This is a genomic window from Leptolyngbya sp. CCNP1308 (genome assembly GCF_034932455.1).
In the GTDB taxonomy this organism is placed as follows: domain Bacteria; phylum Cyanobacteriota; class Cyanobacteriia; order Phormidesmidales; family Phormidesmidaceae; genus Nodosilinea.
This window is the reverse complement of the sequence record NZ_JAYGIH010000072.1, coordinates 463,842-482,555: the sequence shown is the minus strand read 5'-3', so window position 1 is coordinate 482,555 and position 18,714 is coordinate 463,842. Positions and strand designations below refer to the sequence as shown.

Sequence of the window (18,714 nt, the reverse complement as noted above, 5' to 3'; positions counted from 1 at the left end):
CGCTACTCCCCAACCTTCACAGCGCGGGTGTAAGGACGGGTTTCAATCGGCTGCCCTACCCGCTCTTCCCCGGTCAAGACCTTGTGAGCACTCCCGGCGATGCTCTGCGTCGGCACCACCAACATGGCCCCAAAGTTGGTCCCCGCTACCACCGGATTCCAAATATCGCCCCCGGCTTTGACCGCTGAACCCTGTAGGACATTCAGCCCCGCCGAGAGCACAAACAGGCCACCCCACACCGAGATAAAAGCTCCACCCATCGTCTGCAAAGGATTGTTCTTGAGACAGCTCAAGCCAGCCCGAATAACCGGAAACACGCTCCAGGGATCGGTGCTGGGCGTGATAACAAAGATCGGCTTGCGCTTTCCGCTGGTGGCATCAAACCAGCCGCCATCCTGCACGTTAGAGCGCATGGCATTGCGCGGCGCGAGCTGAACACCGCTGCCCCGACCCGGCGAGCTGAGCTGAGGCGTGATGTCGATGATTTGCCCGTCGATGATCTCGGGGCCGTTGTTGCCGTTGGCGAGTTGATTGTTCTTGGAGCTAGCCATTAGGAATTTTCCTCAATGATGGATTTGATGCGGTCAAACAAGTCACAGCCTTCCTGGTACTTGTGCCCCTGGTAGCCCAGCACCTCCTTGATCACCTTGGAGCGCGACATCCCCTGGGCCAGGGCGTTAGTTACGGCGATGATCAGGGGCAAATCTGGCCCCTGGGAGGGCTTTTGAAACTCGGTTCGGTTTGTAACCGATTCGGCTGTATGCGTTGCTGTGCCGTGGTTACCGCGAGTTATACCGCCGGTTATCGAGGCCGAACTTAGTTCGGGCACTTCATAGGCCACCATGGGCAGCCATTCCTTGATTTCTGAGTGGTAGAAGACCGCCTGCTTGGGCGAGAACGATCTCTCAAAAATCACCTCATCCTCAATCGGGGGAATGCTGGTGTCAGACTTCCGCAGGCTCTCCAGATGGCTCTGGCTGCTGGGGGTCTGAATGGTGAGCAGGTCAAATGTGGCCCGCATGCCACCACTGACCCCGATATCGCCCACCAGCGACGACTGAGTAATCGCCCACAGCGCCCGTTCGTCTGTCTCCCCCGAAGACAGCTCCATCGTGAGCTGCGACTTGAGAAACCCCTCGTACCAGGCCTTAAAGGTGGTCTTCATCATCGCCAGCTCGTCGATGATCAGCACCTTGGGCCGCTGGGGCAGCTGCCGCCAGGCGAAGATAAACCGCTGCATCTGCTCGCAGATGTCGTCGATATCTTCCTTACTCTCCAGCGAGTCAGCCATGAACCCGAGCACGTTGTCAGCCTGCTCCCAGTAGCCATGCTCCTTGGGATGGTACTTGGGCTGAATCACCCACACCACTGCGCCCTGTTTCACCTGGGCCTGCCGGTAGGCATGGGCCACTGTGAGCCCCTTGCCGACCCGAGGATTGGCTGAAATCAGCGTGGGCCGCATACGAGCCGCGAGAATGGCAGCAGGATTGCCCACCCGAAAGGACTCGGTCGCTCCAGCGAAAGGCACCTGCCCATTCCAACTCTGTGGTTCTGGCGCGAACTGGGGGCCTGCGATCGCGACCTTAGGTTGCTCTCCCCCCAGCGCCCAAGCCACCCCACAGCCGACGGCCACAGCTCCAAAGGCAATCGCCGCTGGCAGATACGGATAGGTTTTCTCGTAGCGAATCTGAGCCCCATTGGCGAAGGCCTCTAGGTCAGCGGGGGTGAGATTGCTGGCGGGCCGTTGCAGACCACAGAACAGGCCTAAGGCTGCCGCTCCAATGGAGCCATAGAGCAAGTAATTCTGCTTCATCGAACGCCCCTCCTGAAACGCAACGCCAGGGCTCGAACGGCTGATAGCCCCAGCAGAAACAACCCCCAGCCCAGCAGCAGCGCGACCAGGACATTTGCTAGGCGCGTCAAGACCACAATTAGGAGAATGCCGGTTAGGGGGGCGACAACGGCAGTTTGAAGGAGATGCCTGGGTGTTGAACGCCACAGCAGAAACCAGACAAAGCGGGCGTAGTTAATCGCGTACTTCATGGGCCTGCACCTCTTCAGACAGGGAGTGTTGTCGGTCGTGGTACTGCACCAGGTTTTCAATGGCGACCACGGCCAGATTGGTCGGTGGATCTTGGGGCAGCGCCGCCAACGAGCGGGCCACCTCCACGGCCTCGACCCGGAAGAGCGCCGCCTGGGCCTGCCGCCAATCGCGATCGCCCTTAGCGGCATCTAACATCACCTGGGCATCGCGCTGGTAACGGTTGAGGGGACAAATAAGCTGCTGCTGGTAGCAGGGGTCAGTGGGCTTCAGGACGGCCTGTTCCGCCTGCTGGCGGTAACGGTAGGCCTCGTTATTGAGCACCGCACGGTTCACATCGGCCAGCACCAGACGGCTGTCTTCGTAGTTGCCGGAGAGTCGGTCTTGAGCGGCGGCCAAAACGTTCTGGTAGTTGGGGGCGGGTTGTTCGCTTTGGTAGGTGCCCTCGTCACCCGTTCGGCCTGACTGAGCAAACGCGAAGGCAATGCCGGAGAGGGCAGCCACCGCAATGCCACCGGCAGCCCAGTAACGACGGTTTTGCCACCAGGGAACCGGGGCCAGGTAGATATTTTGGATAGGCGATGCACCGCCAACGACCTCGCGACGGTATTCGAGGGGGACGGTAGGGGGAGTGAATTTGGCTTCCATGGCGTTATGACCAGAGTTACGGCGTTAACAGAATGAAAACAGCAGTTATCAGGGCTAAAACTCCTAACCAGCAGCAGCGGTATCGGGCGTGTCTGCGACGACGCCCAACTCCTTTCCCACCGTTTGTTGCAGCTGCGCGTGGGTGGCTAGGGCGGTGTTCATCTCGGTAACGGCCATTTCGTGGCCCAACTGGCGACCCGACTCAGCCGCCATTCCTAGCAGGGCGTTCCTAAAACTGGCCTGATTGCCCTTAAACGCCCCCAGCGCCTGGGTGAGCTGCCGCTGTTGCAAGTGGCGGCTAAGCTCGCTGTTGACGCCCCGCGTCGCCAGCGGCGGGGGCGTGTAAACCGATAAACCACTGCCCAATACCTCGACGTGCTGCGCAGGGGGCGTGGGTGGTTCGGCAGGGATAAACAGCACAGCGGCGATTTTGTCTTGCTCAGCTGGGCTGAGTAGCGTGGGTAATCCTTTGCCCTGAGGCGTGCCTGAGATACCCAGGGCGGTCATCTTGCGGCCAATTTCGGTGTGGGAGACCCCACAGACTTCGGCAAACTTGCGAATCGATAGCAGTTCACGTTCCACGTCGTTACACCTCTTGTTACAGGTTGGAACTTCGGTACATCAATACTTTGAGCGGTCTAGTGGAACTGATTTGTTCCAGTTCGTTCCACTCGCCTGCTACAGTGATAGCATATGAACGATATAAATTGATATCGAATAGATATCTACAGGGATCTAAAAGATATCATTTGTTCAGGACGAACTAACCCTGCGTAACATGGAGGTGCGTAATGCTATGAACGTAAATATTGTGTCTAAACGAGTTCTGGTCACTTTGCCTGATACAGTCGTTGCTGATCTTGAGGCGTGGGCACAGTACCAGGGCCGTCCTACAGCTAATCTGGCTGCATTCCTTATAGAGACTGGAATCAGGCAGGCAAAAGCAAACAACGAATTTAAGACCCTAGAACCCGACCAACCTCAGTCGGGTAAAGGGGGTAAATCATGACCCAGAGCAGCGATCACAGCACGACCAGCCACTTCGCCGTCAATGAGGATTGTTGTCGCAAGATGGCAGCCAAGTATGGCTGGACACTGTTAGAGGCACGGCGACGAATCGTAGCTCGTGACCCGTTAGTGGTGGAGTGTATCTTTAGGGATGATGCCCAATTCCCGAAGAGCCCGATGGACTTCTCAGGAGGTAGTGACCAATGAGCCGCCTAGTTATTTTCAAAGCTGAAGATTCCAGTGCTCCGGGGTGGGAATCTCGCACCCTGGAACCCAGTGGGTCACTCACTGACTTGTTAGCGCAGCACTTTGACTACTCCAACGGCTCAGCTCCAGAGGTGGGTTATCGCCTGCCTGAGTTTAAACACGATGACGTGACGGGCACCTTCGACCATCGTGGGGGGGTGACCCATCAACGGCTTTCAGCCTGGTGCGTGAACAGAGTTGATGAGTATGTAGGCAACACCGGCCAAGAGACTATGGATGACGTGGTCATTGTCTACTGTGCTTATGAGCCACTGCCAGAGAATGAGAATCCTTGGGTAGAAACGGCTCCGGCTATTGTCTCTCCCGATTCCTTTGGGGGTGATGTGGCAGCTTATGAGGCATGGAAGTCTCGCCAGGTCGTAACGGTTTAACTCTGCTAGAGGCCAATAGGCCTTTCCTATGAATGCGCTGATCGCCCAAAACGATACTGGCTCAAGCTGTTGATACCCACAGGCTGAATTGTGTCGCACCTTATGGCATGAGGTGCGATATTCAATCACAGAGTTTGAACTTCCGGCCTTCAGTGGCTCAACTTGTTGGGGTTGATTGGAAGTAGGCCATTTCTTGCAATCAAGAAGTTGATTTTTGTCGAGATAATTTACAGCGACTCAGGTAATTTGCCAATCAAGAATCATTAGTTATTGTCATCATGTTTGTGATTTGATGGTGATTTTAGGATCGCGAGAAAAGCCCAAAGACCCCGAAAGGCAAGGATTTAAGTATTCACATTGGGTGACTTTGGACATGATTAGACATTTTTGGGCATAGTTTTTGAAATTGGAATTCTATAGCTTTCAAGAACAGCTCAATCTTCATCTGAATGTGTATGATGTCTTACATCGCTTGGTGAAAAGCAAATGCAAATTCTCTCCAATGTTGTCAACTTGCGTTTGAGCAACAGCGAACTTGCCGACCTAGATCGGGTTGTGCCCCATTACGGCGATCGCTCCAAAGCAGTACGAGCAGCTCTGAAGCTGCTGTTAGCCCAGCAGCCCTCAGCAGGGCTAGATATTCAGACGAACAAGGAAGGGTAGTAGCCAGGGGGCAAGCATCTCGCTCAAAGCAGGCTATGACCAACTTTAAGTCCGTAGTTGGCCATCCGCTGAAGGGTTTGTTTACGTCCTAAAAAAGGAGGTTTCCAGTCGTTCTACAACTGCCCCACCCAATCTCTCCGCATATCCTGCAAGGCTTTGCGGCCTTTGGCGAAGAGATGAGGTCTGTAACCAGGAGTGCCCAGCGCCGGGAAGCAATGGAAGCGCTCCTTCCCCAAAGAGAAAACCCGACTCACGTCCAGCGCCGGGAAGCAATGGGAACGTGAATCGGGTCTCCTCCAAGGGGTTCGCCCTAAACTAGAGGTATTCCCCATGAACCAAAAATATTACCGGCAGGGGGCTGGTAATGGCAATTCTAGAGGCCTTAGGCCAACCAGAATGCCTACGCCAAGTTTAGCACCGCTCAGAGAGACTATAACTCTATCGCGAGTAGAAAAACGGATCCAGTATGGCCACCAATTACCTCTACTCTCTTCTCTTCAGAAAAGACTTGACAGTGGGCTTTGCACAGCTCGCCCCCTCCGCGAGGTGCAGCTATGCTAAACATTCTCCACCAACAGCACTTCGGGGACGACGGCTGGACACCAGCAGAAATTGATCAGGCTGTTAAAGACTACGGTGTGCGATCAGTTTCCCAGCGCGAGGCGATCGCACTGCTCGGCTACTCCAACAATGTCACCAGCGGTATTTGGTTCCCCTTTGGCAACGGCTTTGGTCAACTGCGGTTAGATAGCCCCGGCCCCGGCATTCCCAAATACCTTAGCCCCCGCAAGGGTATGGCCAAGCCCTGCATCTGGGTGCCCTCCGGCTGCCAGTTATCAGACTTAGCAGCCGTTACCGAGGGGTGGAAGGATGCTTTCTTGGCCACCATCCGGGGCGGTAAGCCAGTAGGGGCCATCGCAGGGGTCACCCACGTTCCTAGCATTCTCCCCCAGGGGCTCGGGCTCACCTTGGTGTTTGACTCTGATGGTTTGCGCAATGCCAATGTGGCTCAAGCGCTCATCAAAGGTGGTCTGCATCTCAAAGGCAAGATTGCGCTCATCCCAGAAGATGCGGGCGATAAAGCTGGGTTTACTGAGTTCTTTAACTCGGGCTACGACCAGAGCGGATTTAACAACCTGCTGGCTAATGCTCAGGCCCCACGACAGTTCTTGATCGATTGGCTCGACTACCTCAGCCGGGCACCGCTGCCAAAGCACTGCGAAACCTTGACCCAGCTCTACAAAAAGCTGTGGCGACTCACCTGGCACCTAGACCGTAACTGTCCCGAGTTGAGAAGCCGGGTAGAAGCGTTTTGCCTGGCCCACTCAAAAGAGAACGACGCCAAACTCAAGAAACCTGATGTTCAATTCCTTCGAAGGCTGGCCCTCCAGCCCTTTCGAGACGCGGAAAGACAGCAGTGGCTTGCAGCCCGCAAAGCCGAGGCCAGAGACGCCTTAGCCGGTTCATGGTCAATCACCAACTGCTTTGATGAGGCTTTGACCTTTGGCCGCAAAGGAATTTCGTTGCCCCCAGCGGGCAAACTAGCCGCTCTGATGGAGTCTCACTGGAACGACCAGCTCAAGTATCGGCTGGATTTTTCCAGTTTCTATACCTACAAACAAGGGCGGTGGGAGCGGGTCAGCGATCGCGAAGTCAAGGAGCTGGTACAGCGGGAACTGGATGCCGCTGGTGCTGCCGGTGAGTATGGCCAGGCTGCGATAGACAGCACCGTAAACCTCTTCAGTCAGCGGGTATCGGTGCGCTCATGGCCAACGTCCTACGGCCTAATTCCTTTCCAAAATGGCGTTTTGCGCATTGCCGACAATACCCTGCTAGACCACAGCCCTACCTACGGCTTCACTTGGCAGCTGCCCTACGACTACGTCCCCGGCGCGACCTGCGATCCAGTGTTCGACTGGCTCAAAGCCACCTGCAACGGGGATGAGCTGGTGGTGCAGCTACTCCGGGCTTGTATCAAGGCCATGGTGCTAGGCCGAACGGATTTTCAGCGCTACCTGGAGTTGATTGGCCCTGGGGGAACGGGCAAGGGCACCCTGATTCGCCTAATCCAGGCGCTGCTGGGGCGCTCCAACACCGTCAGCACCTCCCTATCGCGCATCGCCAGCAGCCGGTTTGAAACAGCTCGGTTTATGGGCAAACGGTTGATTTTCATCCCTGATGCCGACTACAACCCCACCGCCGTCGATGTGCTCAAGCAGATGACCGGCGAAGACTACATCCCCTGGGAACGGAAGGGTGAAAATGCCGACTACACCGACGGCTTTACCCTCGAAGGCTGGGTCATGGTGGCCACCAACAAGGAGACCATCGCCAGCGATCGCACCAATGCTCTATTTAGGCGGCGGATCCCGGTTTATTTCACGCAGGTGGTGCCAGAGGATGAGCGGCGCTCACTACTCGACTTTGCCCCCGATGGCGGCCTGCGAGGGGAGCTGGCCCCATTTTTGCCTGGGGTATTTAACTGGGTGATGGCCATGCCTGACGAACTGATGGAAGCCTACATCAAAAATCCGCAGGCTAAGGTTGAGGCCATGGCCCAGTTTCAGGCCGATAGCCTGCTCAATACCGACAGCCTGGCCCAGTGGGTGAACGAATGGATTGTCTATGAGCCGGGTGCCTGGACTAAAACCGGGGACAAAAACAACTCTTCCCGAAACTGCCTCTACCCCAACTACATCAAATACTGCGACGCCGTTGGGGTGAAACCCATCAGCATGCAGAATTTCTCGATTGCCCTGGAGAACCTGCTCCAGAAAACCCTCGGGCTAGACGTGAAACGAAAACGGGCAGACTCACGCTCTGGGAGCGGGCTGACCAACATCCGCTTGGTTCAAACAACCCTTGTTCAGCCCGACTCCGACGACTCAACTGCATTGCCCACTGAAGTCATTGACGAACCCATTCCCTGCACCGTCGAGACTGCGCTGAAGGGTAGGGCAGGCACGGTTACCGCTGCGGATATTGGCAGTAGTCAACCACCGCCGCCACCTCTGCCACCGATCATGCACCCCGCTCCTGCAGTGCTCAGTACCTTGACTGCTAATGCCGACACGCTGGAGGACTGGTAGATGGGTACCGAAACCATTCCCCAAACCGGCGACTACGTCTGCATCGACACTGAGTTTGGCCCTAAGGTGCGGGTTGTAGAGCGCCGGGTGAAGCATCCTCAGACGGGCGATCGCTGTCTGCTCTGTGCCGGGGTGCTATACCCACTCACGCAATGCCGTCCTCTGGGCTGGGTACCTACCGGAGGCCAGACAGTAAGTCTCAACATGCCCTGGCATACAGCCCATCGGCAACAGGGCACCATCACCCGGATCTACAGCCTTGAAGGCATGCCCCTAGCCGATGTCATTGTGCCAGGGATGCAGCGGTGCATCGATGCCCAACTCACCTGGCTCATACCTGTGGAGGCTGACCATGCAAATTAGCCTACTCACCACCGATGAAACCTGTGAGCTGTTGCGCTGTAAGCCAGACTCCCTCAAGACCCTGCGCGATAGCTGGATCCACGGCGTTCACTACGTTAAACGCGGTCGCGGCCCCACGGCCCCCGTGCTCTACATCAGGGAGATGATCCTTGACTGGTTGGTGAACCAAGAGGCCCCCGAGACCCACCAGGCCGCGATCGAGAACTTCAGGCGCAGTCTTCCCAGTGGCCAAAAACGGCCCCTTAGCCGCAAGCGATGATCACCACCGAGGCCTCGTAGCCTCTTTGTTGCCCCTGTGTAGGGTTTGGGGTGGCCCTATGTAGGAGTTGCGTAGGCCTAGATAAATCCTGAAATCCTTGCAGTGCATGAGTTGTGTAGGGCGTGTAGGGGGTTTACCCATACTGCCCCAGCACTGAGAAAAAAGAAAATCAAAACAGCTCCGGCGTGGTGGGGTGGGTTTTGATCAGCCCAGCGTAGTTTTCATACAGCGTTTTCAGGTTGTGGCCAGTGATGGCGGCCACCTCAACGGGGCTCATCCCTGCTTCAAGGGCATGACTGATAAAGGTGTGGCGGGTATTGTAAGGAATCCGGTAAGTCACCGCCTGGGCCTCCAGCACCTTTCTCCATGCCCGCTTGCTGAAGTTGCCCTCGGTCATTGGTCCACCCTCTGGACCAGGGAACACCAGCGCGTCTGGGTCAACCTCGGCGGGCATGCGCGATCGCAGCAACTTAGACAGAGAAGCCGATAGTTTGACCTCTCTAGCCTTGCCCGTTTTGGTGTCCTTAAACTGGCCGTGGGTGTGGGTTTCCCCGAACCACACCACGGTGCAATTCTCATTTAGGTGTCGCCACCGTAGACCGTTGGCTTCACCTGTGCGGCATCCGGTCGACAACTTGAAGCGCACATAGTCGGTGTAGTGGCAGTAGTAATAATTCTCTGCAAAACCCTTGAGAATGCCCTGAACTTCATCCTTGGTAAAGGCCTTACGCTTTTGCTGGGGCGGATTTCTGAGTCGCATATCTGCCCAGGGGTTATCTGTTAGCAGCCCCTTCTCAATACCCCAGAGCCATGCTGAATCCAAAAGATCCAGGCGCTCTTTAGCTGTTCTGGGTGCCAAGTTCTCCATGAGGTAGGCAATAAATTCCGGGGCATCTTCTTCTTCAGCAGCGCGATCGCCAAAATACTCTTTTAACCAGTTCACCAGACCCCAGTACTTTTCAAGGGTACGAATTTGTACCTGTTTAACCTTCCACTCGCTATACCGCTTGAAGAGGTCAACCGCCCCGATCGCCTGGAGCTGCTGGCTGCGATCGCTCTTGTACTTGGACAACGTTGGGTCATAGTTGCCCGAAATGATGTCCAGGTGGATCTGATTAGCCCGCTGCTGCGCTACCGCCAGATTCACCGGGTCGTGGCGGAGGCCCAGGCTCATCGTCTTGCGCTGCCCCTGGTGCCGCCATCTCAGGCGAATCCAGCCGTCTATGTTCTCAATTGAAACTTCACCTTTAGGTGTTCTAGCCATTTTGGGTACCCATTCTGTACCCATTGAAGCGCTAAAACCCTGATTGTTCCGTTTAGATCCGTTAAGCACATACCCAGGCTTGGGTGCGATCACACCTAATGAGCAATCGCTAAATGCCTTAAAACGCAGGCTTTTCAGGGGATGGACGTAACTGGACTCGAACCAGTGACCCCCACGATGTCAACGTGGTGCTCTAACCAACTGAGCTATACGTCCTTGCAGACGCTGAATTTAGCATATCCCTGGGCGCGATCGCAACCTCTACCGCCGAAAGTCTAGCGAGCCAAACCGGGCCGAAGCGCGTTGGGATCTAGCAGCAGCGGCCCATCTTGCTTGGCGGTGGTGGCCACTCGCAGATTAGAGAGGGCCGTGCCCTGGTAGTAGTGGGCCAAAATTTGCTGATAGTTTTGGCCTCGGCTGGCTAGACCTCGCGCCCCCCACTGGCTCATGCCCAGGCCGTGGCCGTAGCCGCGCCCGTCAACCCGCAGGGTATCGCCCGCCAGGGTCAGAGAACACAGCGAGCTGCGCAGACCTAGCGCCTGGCGAAACTCAGTGCCCGTCATGGTGCGGCTGCCCTGGGTGCCCTGGAGCCGAATGGAGGCGATGCGCCCCTGGGGTGTGGCTCGCTCAGTAACAACTCCGGTGAGGCGACCGATGCCGGTGATGCGCTGGGCAACCTGCTGGGTTGAAAAGGTCTCAGACCACTGAAACACTGGAGCCTCTTGGTCGTAGTCGGCTACCGCCCGCAGGTAAGGGGTCGCGCGCTGCCAAATATCTTCAGAATTTTCGGTGTAACCGCCGGAGGAAGAGTGGAACACCGCCTCAATCACCCGGCCCCCATAGGTCAGCACCTGGCCCTGGGTGGCGTTGACCGCCGCCTGCACCGAGGGAGCTTCGGCAGCCAGCCCCCCGTAGACCTGGTGGGCCGTGGTGCCCCCTACGTCAAACAGGTCGCCCTGGGTGCGATCGCGCCGATAGAGCGCGTAGGAGCGGGCCGCTACCGCCTGGGCCTTGAGCGCCTCCTGGGGCCAGCTAGCGGGCATCTCGCCACCCACGACGCCGTAGAGGTAGGCTTCGAGATCCACCCAGTTGACGGCGGTCACTTTGCCCTCCATGGGCACCACCAGCACCCGGCCCCGATACCATTTGTCGTTGATGAAGATATAGCCGCCGCCGGTCGGCTCCACCCAAAAGGCCTGGCCCTGCCAGTCGGCCAGCTTCAGCCCGCCCCCCTGGGGAGTGACCGTGACCGATCGCCCCTGGGGAATTTGGCCCACCCCCTGACCGGCCCCGTTTTTGACCACCGCCGGGGTAGAACTGCCCACCACCGCCTGATTGAGGCGATCGCCCACGGCCACCCGCATCTCGACCAACGCCTGGGCCGGCAGCGTGGCCAACCACCACACCACCGACAGGCTAAGACCATGCTTGAGAAAGCCGAGGGCGCGGTTGAGCAGCAGCCCAAAAACGAGGGATTGGCGAAGTTGAGTCATCGGTTGAGGCAGAAGGTAAAAGAACTTATGCGAGTACCGGACAGCACTTTTCACGGTATCACCGATGGCCCGGCCCGGCACATTAGGATCCAATACATCCCTATGACTTCTCTGGTACAACCCAGGTTGCCTACTGAGGGCCAGCGGTCAAAGTGGCTGCCTAGGGCGGCACGATCGAATCGTAGAGCCTTCGCAGAAAAGCCATAATTTTGCGGCCATACTCGGGGTCGGCGCTCCAACGGCCGCTGAGCTGATCGACCAGGGGCGCAATTCCCCGCACCACAAACAGAAAGCGGGGATCGACCTGGCGCTGGACCAGGGGGTCGAGGCTGCCGTAGGCCTTGAGGTGCTGAATTTGCGCTCGCACCCCCACGCGCGCGCTGGGGAACGACGACCCCTCTGGGCCGCCCGTGGGGGAGCCGATGCCGCCAAAGTTGTTTTGGGCCGGGTTGATGCTGCCGCCAAAGTTGAGGGAGTTGGTTTCGACCAGCATTTGACAGAAGGCAATGTCGTGGTTGACCCCTTCGATCGCCGCCTCTTCGCGGTAGAGCTTGGGCAGGTCGCGGTAGGTGTTGACGGCCCCTGGGTTGACGCTTTGCAAAAACAGGGTCAACTGCGTATCCGACGTGCTGCCGATGCCCATGATGCGATCCATCGAGCCAGGGCAGAACTGGGCACCTGTGCGCGATCGCAGCCGAATTGTGCGACTCGGCGCATCCCAGGTCACCGTCACGTTGTAGTTTTGCAGATCCACCGCCTTGATGTAGACCACATTGGCGTAGCGAATGCGGGTGATGTTGGGAGAGCTGGTCGCGTCTACCCCCAGCAGGTCGGCAATGTCGATGGGCACATAGGCATTGCCGTTGACGATGATGCCGGTTTCTGGATAAATGCCGCCGTTGAGGTTGATGCGTATTTCGGGCAGGTTGTCTCCGGGGGCGACAGGGGTGCCGCTGCCCACCGCTCGGCTCCAGGAGGCCAGACCGTCAGCAATGCCCAGGGCTACATCACGCCGCTGCCGCTGAATCACGGCCAAATCTTGAGGGTTGCTCAGGTAGCCCACCTCCATCAGCAGCGAGGGGCAACCCAGGTTGCGGCAAAAGGGCAGCATCCCGGTCGGCGACTCGGTGTCGGGCTTGACGCCCCGGCTGGGCACCTGGGGAATGCGGCGCAGCAGAGCCAGCAGCACAATCTCGGCATGGGTACGGCGCGTGTCGTTCTTAGCAATGTAAAACACCGCCGAGCCCCGCACCGCCGGGTCGCTGAAGACCCCAGCGTGAATTTCGAGGGCCACATCCTCAGGACGACAGCGGGCGTTGATCCACCCCAGGGTTGCAGCGGCGCTGAGGTCGTCGGGCACAGACAGCACCGCGAGTTGGCGCGACCTGAGCTCAGCCACCACCAAATCGCGAATCTGAATCATCTCCGCCGCTTCAGTGGTGTTGGGCAGCACAGCACCGGGGTCTACCACCCCATCTTCAAAACCGCCGTGGCCCGCCGAGATAAAAATCTGTGCCATATAGAACCGAATTCTTAGACGCTCTGGCCAGAATCATACCTATGAAATGGGGAAGTGGAGGGGATGGGTGGAGAAGGTGAGGGAGATGAGGAAAGTGAGGGAGATAAAAAAGGTGAGGGAGATGAGGAAGGTGAGGAAGAGGACAGCTTTTGTCCCCCATTACCCCATCACCCCATCACCCCTATCTCCCTCACCCTCCCTATCCCCCCTACATTTCCCCAAACGCCGCCAGCGCCTCCCCCGTCACCCGACAGGTCTGCCACTCGGGCTTAATCTCAGCGCCCATGCGCTGGTAAAACTCGATTGCAGGGGTGTTCCAATCGAGCACGCTCCACTCCAGGCGACCGCAGCCGCGCGCTAGGGCCAGCTTGCCCAAATGCACCAGCAGGGCTTTGCCGATGCCCTGGCCTCGGTAGTCGGGGTACACAAACAGGTCTTCCAGGTAAATACCGGGCTGCATTAAAAAGGTGGAGAAATTGTGGAAGAACAGGGCCATGCCCACTGGCTGACCGTCTACCCAGGCGAGCAGGGCTTCGGCATAGGGGCGATCGCCAAACAACGCCTGCTCTAAGTCTTCAGGCTTGCCCGTGACCTCGTGGGCCAGCTTTTCGTAATCGGCCAGGGCTTTGATTAGCGCTATCAGGACGGGCACATCGGCGGGGGTAGCGGGGCGGATTTCGAGAGAGGGAGTAGGCATGGGGGAGTTTTGGATTTTAAATTTTGGGCGGGTGGGGTAGTGGAGAGAGGGGCGGCAGGGGTGGTCTGCGTGTAGTATACGTGTACCTCAGCATTCCAAATTCCAATTAGCTGAGATCGGTGTGGCGGGGTCTAGTTTAGGAGAAAGGGGATGCCAGTGGCGATCGCCGTTATTTTAGGACTGGTGCTGGGGGCGGGCATTGCGGCGCTGCTGTTTGCCAGCCGTCTGCAAACGGTGCGAGAGCGCACCAGGGCCGAGATGGCGGGCGATCGCGCCAGCCTGATCGAGCGGTTGCGCCACCAAGACCAGCAGATCGAAGAGCTGCGGGCTAGCCAGCGGGACATGCAGGGTCAGCTCGACTACAGCCGTCACGAGCTGCGCGATGAAGCAGCCCGCCGTGCCACCGCCGAGGCCCAGATGGGGCGGCTGGGGGAGCTGGAGAAAATGCTGAGCGATCGCGCTACCCACCTGGCCCACACCCAGCAAGAAAATTCCTTGCTGCGGGCCAAGCTAGCGGAATTGCAAACCCAGCTCACCCACGCCCACACCGCCACCCAGGAAAAAGTCGCCCTGCTCGACCAGGCTCAGCAGCGGCTGGCCCACACCTTCCAGGCACTCTCGGCGGATGCGCTGCAACGCAACAACCAGTCGTTTTTAGAACTGGCCCAGGCCACACTGTCGAGCTTTCAGACCCAGGCCGAAGGCAGCCTGAATCTACGTCAGCAGGCGATCGATTCCCTAGTCAGCCCGCTAAAAGATGCGTTGGATAAGGTAGATACCAAGCTGCAATCGCTGGAGCGCGATCGCGTCTCGGCCTACGCCAGCCTCACCGAGCAGGTCAAATCGCTGGCCCTTAGCCAAAACCAGCTCCAGGGCGAGACCGCCAACCTGGTGAAAGCGCTGCGGGCCCCCCAGGTGCGGGGCCGCTGGGGCGAAATGCAGCTGCGCCGGGTGGTGGAGATGGCGGGCATGCTCGAATACTGCGACTTTGTGGAGCAGCCGTCGGTGGAGGCGGAAGGTGGGCGGCTGCGGCCCGATATGGTGATCAAGCTGCCCAACGGGCGGCAGATTATTGTCGATTCAAAAGCGCCGCTGCAAGGCTACTTGGAGTCGCTAGAGGCACCGGATGAGGTGACTCGGCGCGATCGCCTGCAAGCCCACGCCCGCCAGGTGCGCACCCACCTCACCCAGCTCGGAGCCAAGGCCTACTGGGATCAATTCGACAATTCCCCCGAGTTTGCAGTGCTGTTTTTGCCCGGTGAAACTTTCTTTAGCGCGGCGTTAGAGCACGATCCACAATTGATTGAGTACGGCGTCAGCCAGAGCGTAATTTTGGCGACGCCGACCACGCTGATTGCGCTGCTAAAGGCGATCGCCTACGGCTGGCGGCACGAAAAGATGGCCGAAAATGCCCAGGCGATTAGTGCGCTGGGCCGCGAACTCTACGATCGCATGGCCATTCTCACCAACCACATGGTCAAGCTGCGGCGGGGGCTCGATGCCTCGGTGAAAGCCTTTAACCAGACGGCGGGCTGTTTGGAGAGCCGGGTGCTGGTGACGACCCGCAAGTTCAAAGAGCTAGGGGCCGCGGGAGGAGAACCGATTGAAACGCTGGAGGGGTGCGATCGCATCCCCCGCCGCCTTGACGGTGAACCCTCAGAAGAATAGCGTTGCTGAAGAATCGCACGCGCAAACAAATTCAATCGGGAGAACCGTTTTGTTAGGTAGTTGACCAAGCTGTCACTGATCTGGTTAACCCATCAACGGCTTTCCGGAAGGTATGGTGAATGTGTTAGAAGGGAGCAAGGGCAAAAGGATGAGTCAGCAAGACAAGCTGTTAGTCAAAATTTTGCGGGGAACATCGGATGCCAATATTTCATTTGTGCAGCTATGTCAGTTACTTGCTGCTTTAGGATTTGAGGAACGCATACGAGGCAGTCACCATATATTCTCGAAGGAAGGCATTGAAGAGATCTTGAACTTGCAACCAAAGCAAGGTAAAGCCAAAGCCTATCAGGTTAAGCAAGTTAGAACGATAATTTTGAGATACAAGCTGGGAGAGTAATATGCCGATTAAGTACGAACTGATTATCTACTGGAGCGAAGACGATCAGTCTTTTGTGGTTGAGGTTCCTGAGCTGCCGGGGTGTGCTGCCGATGGCGAAACCTATCAGGAAGCTGTCGCCAATGTCGAGATCGTAATTCACGAATGGATTGAGACTGCACAATCTCTGGGTCGCCCGACTCCAGAACCCAAAGGCCGTCTTTTGTTTGCCTGAAATCACTTCAATCGTAATTGTAGGGTGGGCACTGCCACAATTCCCTTCAGCAACCAGACGGAACTCTAAATCTGACTCTCCTAGCCCTGGCATAACTCAATTATTGTCGCCTTACACCCTCTTCGGTGCTGTTTCGACTGCCCTGGCAACGTTTTTTCGGTGGTTCTGAGGAGACACAATTTAGTAGGGAAGCGGTTGGGTGTAGGAATGTAAAGACTGGGTGGTGGGTGGTACCCATCATGCTCACTTTAGAGGGGTAAATGTAGGCGCTACAAGTTGATCAATCGTCCTATCAATAGGAACCATGTGAACTAAGAGACCGGGAAACCTCCTTTCTATTCCCTTATCAAGACAGCAATTTTTTACGAAGTCGAAAAGATCTTTCCCGAAATCGTATATCTCTCCCTCTTCATCGATAGCGTAGATACGGGAATGTAAACCTTCCTCTTTAAGAGTATCTTTACCAAATATGAAAATCACGCCTTGCAAGGCACCAAAAAAGTAGCTCTCGTTGAGGGTAGACACAAATTTAGCGTTGCCTCCATAATGTAGATAGCCTTCAAAAGCATAGAATACATCCCCCTGATCGGCGATTTGATTATCCATTGTGTTTTTGTTGGGGGCATATACAAAAATCCATCCAGCTCCAAAGCGACCTTGGCCAAAAGTTTTGCAAAATGCCTTGTAATCTTCCGAGAATTTAATTCCTAGCCTGGCTTCGCAAGCAATAATATCGTCGTCTTCAGAGTTTATTGTGAAGGCAGGTTCATCTTGGGCGATTGAACTCCGTAATATCTCTACTTCAGATAGCAGAGAAACCCATTTATCAATACTTTCATTTTTCATAATTGGCACCATTGCATTCGCTGTTATCTGCTATGCTCCCCACACGAAAGTTATGACTGTTACTTCTCCTAAGTAATTGCCAGTCGCTAACTTCGAAGTCATAATCCGCGAGTGAATTGAGACAATACAATTTCTGGGGCGCCCGATTCCAGAACTCAAAAGTTAGCATCATAGCCATCTCAACATCACCCTCGGCAGGCCCGACGTTCCTCCATTTCCTTCGAAATATGCCGTAAGGTAGACCGAAAAATCTGAATCAACCTGCCATAATTCCGAAGCCACTATTATTTTCCAAAAGGATGCTACGGGTATGTCAGAGCCTAACGGCGTGATGATGCAGTATTTTCATTGGTACATTGACCCCGACGGCAACCTGTGGAACGAGCTTGCCAAAAACGCCAAAGACCTGGCAGAAGCTGGCATCACCTCCGTTTGGCTCCCCCCCGCCTACAAGGGCAACGCTGGCGGCTACGACGTAGGCTACAGCGTCTACGATCTGTACGATCTAGGTGAATTTGACCAAAAAGGCAGCGTTCGTACCAAGTACGGCACCAAAGAAGAATACCTTCAAGCTATCAAAATCGCGAAAGAAGCGGGTATTCGGGTCTATGGTGACGTGGTGTTTAACCATATGATGGGCGGCGACGAGGCAGAGGAAGTTATGGCTACCCCCATGAGCCACGACAACCGCCATGAGCAAATTGGCGAAAATCGCACGGTCAAAGTGTGGACGCACTTCAAATTCCCCGGTCGCCAAGGCAAATATTCCGATATGGAATGGCACTGGTGGCATTTTGATGCCGTTGACTACGACGAAAACGACCCCGACTACGACGCGGTTTACCTCTTCGAAGGCAAGTCGTTTGACGAAAACGTTGACCTCGAAAAAGGCGCGTTTGACTACCTAATGGGCTGCGACCTCGATATGGAATCGGACGAGGTGCGCGATGCCCTCAAGGCGTGGGGCTCGTGGTATACCGACACCACCCAGGTCGATGGCTTTCGCTTTGACGCGGTGAAGCACGTGCGGGCGGGCTTCTTTCCCCAGTGGCTTCAGCACTGTCGAAAGGAGGCGGGACGCAGGCTGTTTGCGGTGGGCGAGTATTGGTCCTACGAAATTGAGGCGCTGCACCACTTTATTGAAGTCACCGACGGCGACGTGCACCTGTTTGATGCACCGCTGCACTACAACTTCAGCGAGGCCAGCAAAGCCGGGGACGACTACGACCTCACCACGATTTTCGACAACACCCTGGTCAAAGAGCAGCCCGCCCTCGCCGTCACCCTGGTTGACAACCACGACTCGCAGCCTCTGCAATCGCTGGAATCGGTGGTCGAACCCTGGTTTAAGCCCCTGGCCTACGCGCTGATTCTGCTGCGCCAGGATGGCTACCCCTGCATTTTCTACGCCGACTACTATGGGGCGCACTATAAAGACAACGGCAACGATGGTGGCGAATACGAAATCTGGCTCGACAGCCACAAGTGGCTAATCGACAAGTTTTTACACGTGCGCCGCACCTACGCCTTTGGCGACCAGTATGACTATTTCGACCACCCCAGCACCATTGGCTGGACTCGGCTCGGCAACGACGAAAACCCCGGCGGTATGGCCGTGGTGCTGACCAACGGCGACGATGGCAGCAAGTGGATGGAGGTGGGCCATCCCAACCGCACCTACTACGACATCACCGAGCACGTCAGCGAACCCGTCACCACCAATGACGAGGGTTGGGCTGAGTTTCGCTGTGAGGCGGGGTCTGTATCAGTGTGGGTGCCGAAGGAGTAGAGGATGATCCCCCCAAACCCCCTTAAAAAGGGGGGCAAAAGGTTGGGAGGCGATCCCTACGATCCCTTAGAAAAGACGGGCAATGAGCTGGGGTACTTATAGCCCCTTTTTAAGGGGG

General features: G+C 56.6%; 20 protein-coding genes and 1 tRNA gene. 10 read left to right on the top strand and 11 right to left on the bottom strand.

The genetic code is table 11. The annotated features are described in order from the left end of the window. Positions 1-2: 2 nt before the first annotated feature. The 5 genes from VB780_RS16610 to VB780_RS16590 form a co-directional block, all read right to left on the bottom strand. Positions 3-551: a hypothetical protein gene (locus VB780_RS16610; RefSeq protein ID WP_323352282.1), complete on the bottom strand. Its 549-nt coding sequence runs from the start codon at positions 549-551 to the stop codon at positions 3-5. After that, entirely contained in the window at positions 551-1,813 is a 1,263-nt protein-coding gene (locus VB780_RS16605) for a hypothetical protein (RefSeq protein ID WP_323352281.1), read from the bottom strand. The genes VB780_RS16610 and VB780_RS16605 overlap by 1 nt, the downstream gene beginning before the upstream one ends. Beyond that, positions 1,810-2,043 (bottom strand): hypothetical protein, encoded by a 234-nt coding sequence (locus VB780_RS16600; protein ID WP_323352280.1) that lies wholly within the window; start codon positions 2,041-2,043, stop codon positions 1,810-1,812. The genes VB780_RS16605 and VB780_RS16600 overlap by 4 nt, the downstream gene beginning before the upstream one ends. Beyond that, positions 2,027-2,689: a hypothetical protein gene (locus VB780_RS16595; protein WP_323352279.1), complete on the bottom strand. Its 663-nt coding sequence runs from the start codon at positions 2,687-2,689 to the stop codon at positions 2,027-2,029. The genes VB780_RS16600 and VB780_RS16595 overlap by 17 nt, the downstream gene beginning before the upstream one ends. 63 nt (positions 2,690-2,752) lie before the next feature. Then, positions 2,753-3,271 (bottom strand): hypothetical protein, encoded by a 519-nt coding sequence (locus VB780_RS16590; protein WP_323352278.1) that lies wholly within the window; start codon positions 3,269-3,271, stop codon positions 2,753-2,755. 196 nt (positions 3,272-3,467) lie between these two features. Between VB780_RS16590 and VB780_RS16585 the strand changes: the two genes are divergently transcribed. The 6 genes from VB780_RS16585 (at position 3,468) to VB780_RS16560 (ending at position 8,709) form a co-directional block, all read left to right on the top strand. Continuing rightward, positions 3,468-3,698 (top strand): ribbon-helix-helix domain-containing protein, encoded by a 231-nt coding sequence (locus tag VB780_RS16585; protein WP_323352277.1) that lies wholly within the window; start codon positions 3,468-3,470, stop codon positions 3,696-3,698. A gap of 202 nt (positions 3,699-3,900) precedes the next feature. Continuing rightward, on the top strand, positions 3,901-4,335 hold the full coding sequence (locus tag VB780_RS16580) for a hypothetical protein (protein WP_323352276.1): 435 nt from the start codon (positions 3,901-3,903) through the stop codon (positions 4,333-4,335). A 486-nt stretch (positions 4,336-4,821) separates the two neighbouring features. Next, a complete protein-coding gene (locus VB780_RS16575) occupies positions 4,822-4,998 on the top strand; it encodes a hypothetical protein (RefSeq protein WP_323352275.1) in 177 nt (58 codons plus the stop codon). A 554-nt stretch (positions 4,999-5,552) separates the two neighbouring features. Further along, positions 5,553-8,087, top strand: coding sequence for a phage/plasmid primase, P4 family (locus VB780_RS16570; protein ID WP_323352274.1), 2,535 nt, complete (start codon positions 5,553-5,555; stop codon positions 8,085-8,087). Beyond that, a complete protein-coding gene (locus VB780_RS16565; protein WP_323352273.1) occupies positions 8,088-8,450 on the top strand; it encodes a hypothetical protein in 363 nt (120 codons plus the stop codon). Continuing rightward, positions 8,440-8,709, top strand: coding sequence for a hypothetical protein (locus VB780_RS16560; RefSeq protein WP_323352272.1), 270 nt, complete (start codon positions 8,440-8,442; stop codon positions 8,707-8,709). Before VB780_RS16565 ends, VB780_RS16560 begins: the two co-directional genes overlap by 11 nt. A gap of 169 nt (positions 8,710-8,878) precedes the next feature. Here VB780_RS16560 and VB780_RS16555 read toward each other — a convergent pair whose 3' ends face one another. From VB780_RS16555 to VB780_RS16535, 5 genes are all read right to left on the bottom strand, one after another. After that, positions 8,879-9,973, bottom strand: a complete 1,095-nt coding sequence (locus VB780_RS16555; RefSeq protein ID WP_323352271.1) for a tyrosine-type recombinase/integrase — start codon at positions 9,971-9,973, stop codon at positions 8,879-8,881. Between the two features lie 142 nt (positions 9,974-10,115). Beyond that, a tRNA-Val gene (locus tag VB780_RS16550) sits at positions 10,116-10,189 on the bottom strand. A 59-nt stretch (positions 10,190-10,248) separates the two neighbouring features. Beyond that, positions 10,249-11,466, bottom strand: a complete 1,218-nt coding sequence (locus VB780_RS16545; protein WP_323352270.1) for a SpoIID/LytB domain-containing protein — start codon at positions 11,464-11,466, stop codon at positions 10,249-10,251. A 160-nt stretch (positions 11,467-11,626) separates the two neighbouring features. Then, complete coding sequence (locus tag VB780_RS16540; protein ID WP_323352269.1) at positions 11,627-12,985, bottom strand: N-acetylmuramoyl-L-alanine amidase; 1,359 nt, start codon at positions 12,983-12,985, stop codon at positions 11,627-11,629. A 208-nt stretch (positions 12,986-13,193) separates the two neighbouring features. After that, entirely contained in the window at positions 13,194-13,682 is a 489-nt protein-coding gene (locus VB780_RS16535; RefSeq protein ID WP_323352268.1) for a GNAT family N-acetyltransferase, read from the bottom strand. A gap of 150 nt (positions 13,683-13,832) precedes the next feature. On the opposite strand from VB780_RS16535, the gene rmuC reads away from it, so the two are divergent. From rmuC to VB780_RS16520, 3 genes are all read left to right on the top strand, one after another. Further along, the gene (gene rmuC / locus VB780_RS16530) at positions 13,833-15,350 is read left to right on the top strand and encodes a DNA recombination protein RmuC (RefSeq protein ID WP_323352267.1); all 1,518 of its coding nucleotides are present in this window, start codon (positions 13,833-13,835) and stop codon (positions 15,348-15,350) included. Between the two features lie 148 nt (positions 15,351-15,498). Continuing rightward, positions 15,499-15,747 carry a type II toxin-antitoxin system HicA family toxin gene (locus VB780_RS16525; RefSeq protein WP_323352266.1) on the top strand — a complete coding sequence of 83 codons (249 nt, stop codon included), beginning with the start codon at positions 15,499-15,501 and terminating at the stop codon, positions 15,745-15,747. A gap of 1 nt (position 15,748) precedes the next feature. Next, the gene (locus tag VB780_RS16520) at positions 15,749-15,961 is read left to right on the top strand and encodes a type II toxin-antitoxin system HicB family antitoxin (RefSeq protein ID WP_323352265.1); all 213 of its coding nucleotides are present in this window, start codon (positions 15,749-15,751) and stop codon (positions 15,959-15,961) included. Between the two features lie 243 nt (positions 15,962-16,204). On the opposite strand, the gene VB780_RS16515 is transcribed toward VB780_RS16520, so the two are convergent. After that, a complete protein-coding gene (locus VB780_RS16515; protein ID WP_323352264.1) occupies positions 16,205-16,807 on the bottom strand; it encodes an SMI1/KNR4 family protein in 603 nt (200 codons plus the stop codon). Positions 16,808-17,117: 310 nt separating this feature from the next. Between VB780_RS16515 and VB780_RS16510 the strand changes: the two genes are divergently transcribed. Beyond that, positions 17,118-18,596, top strand: coding sequence for an alpha-amylase (locus VB780_RS16510; protein WP_323352263.1), 1,479 nt, complete (start codon positions 17,118-17,120; stop codon positions 18,594-18,596). Positions 18,597-18,714: the final 118 nt, after the last annotated feature.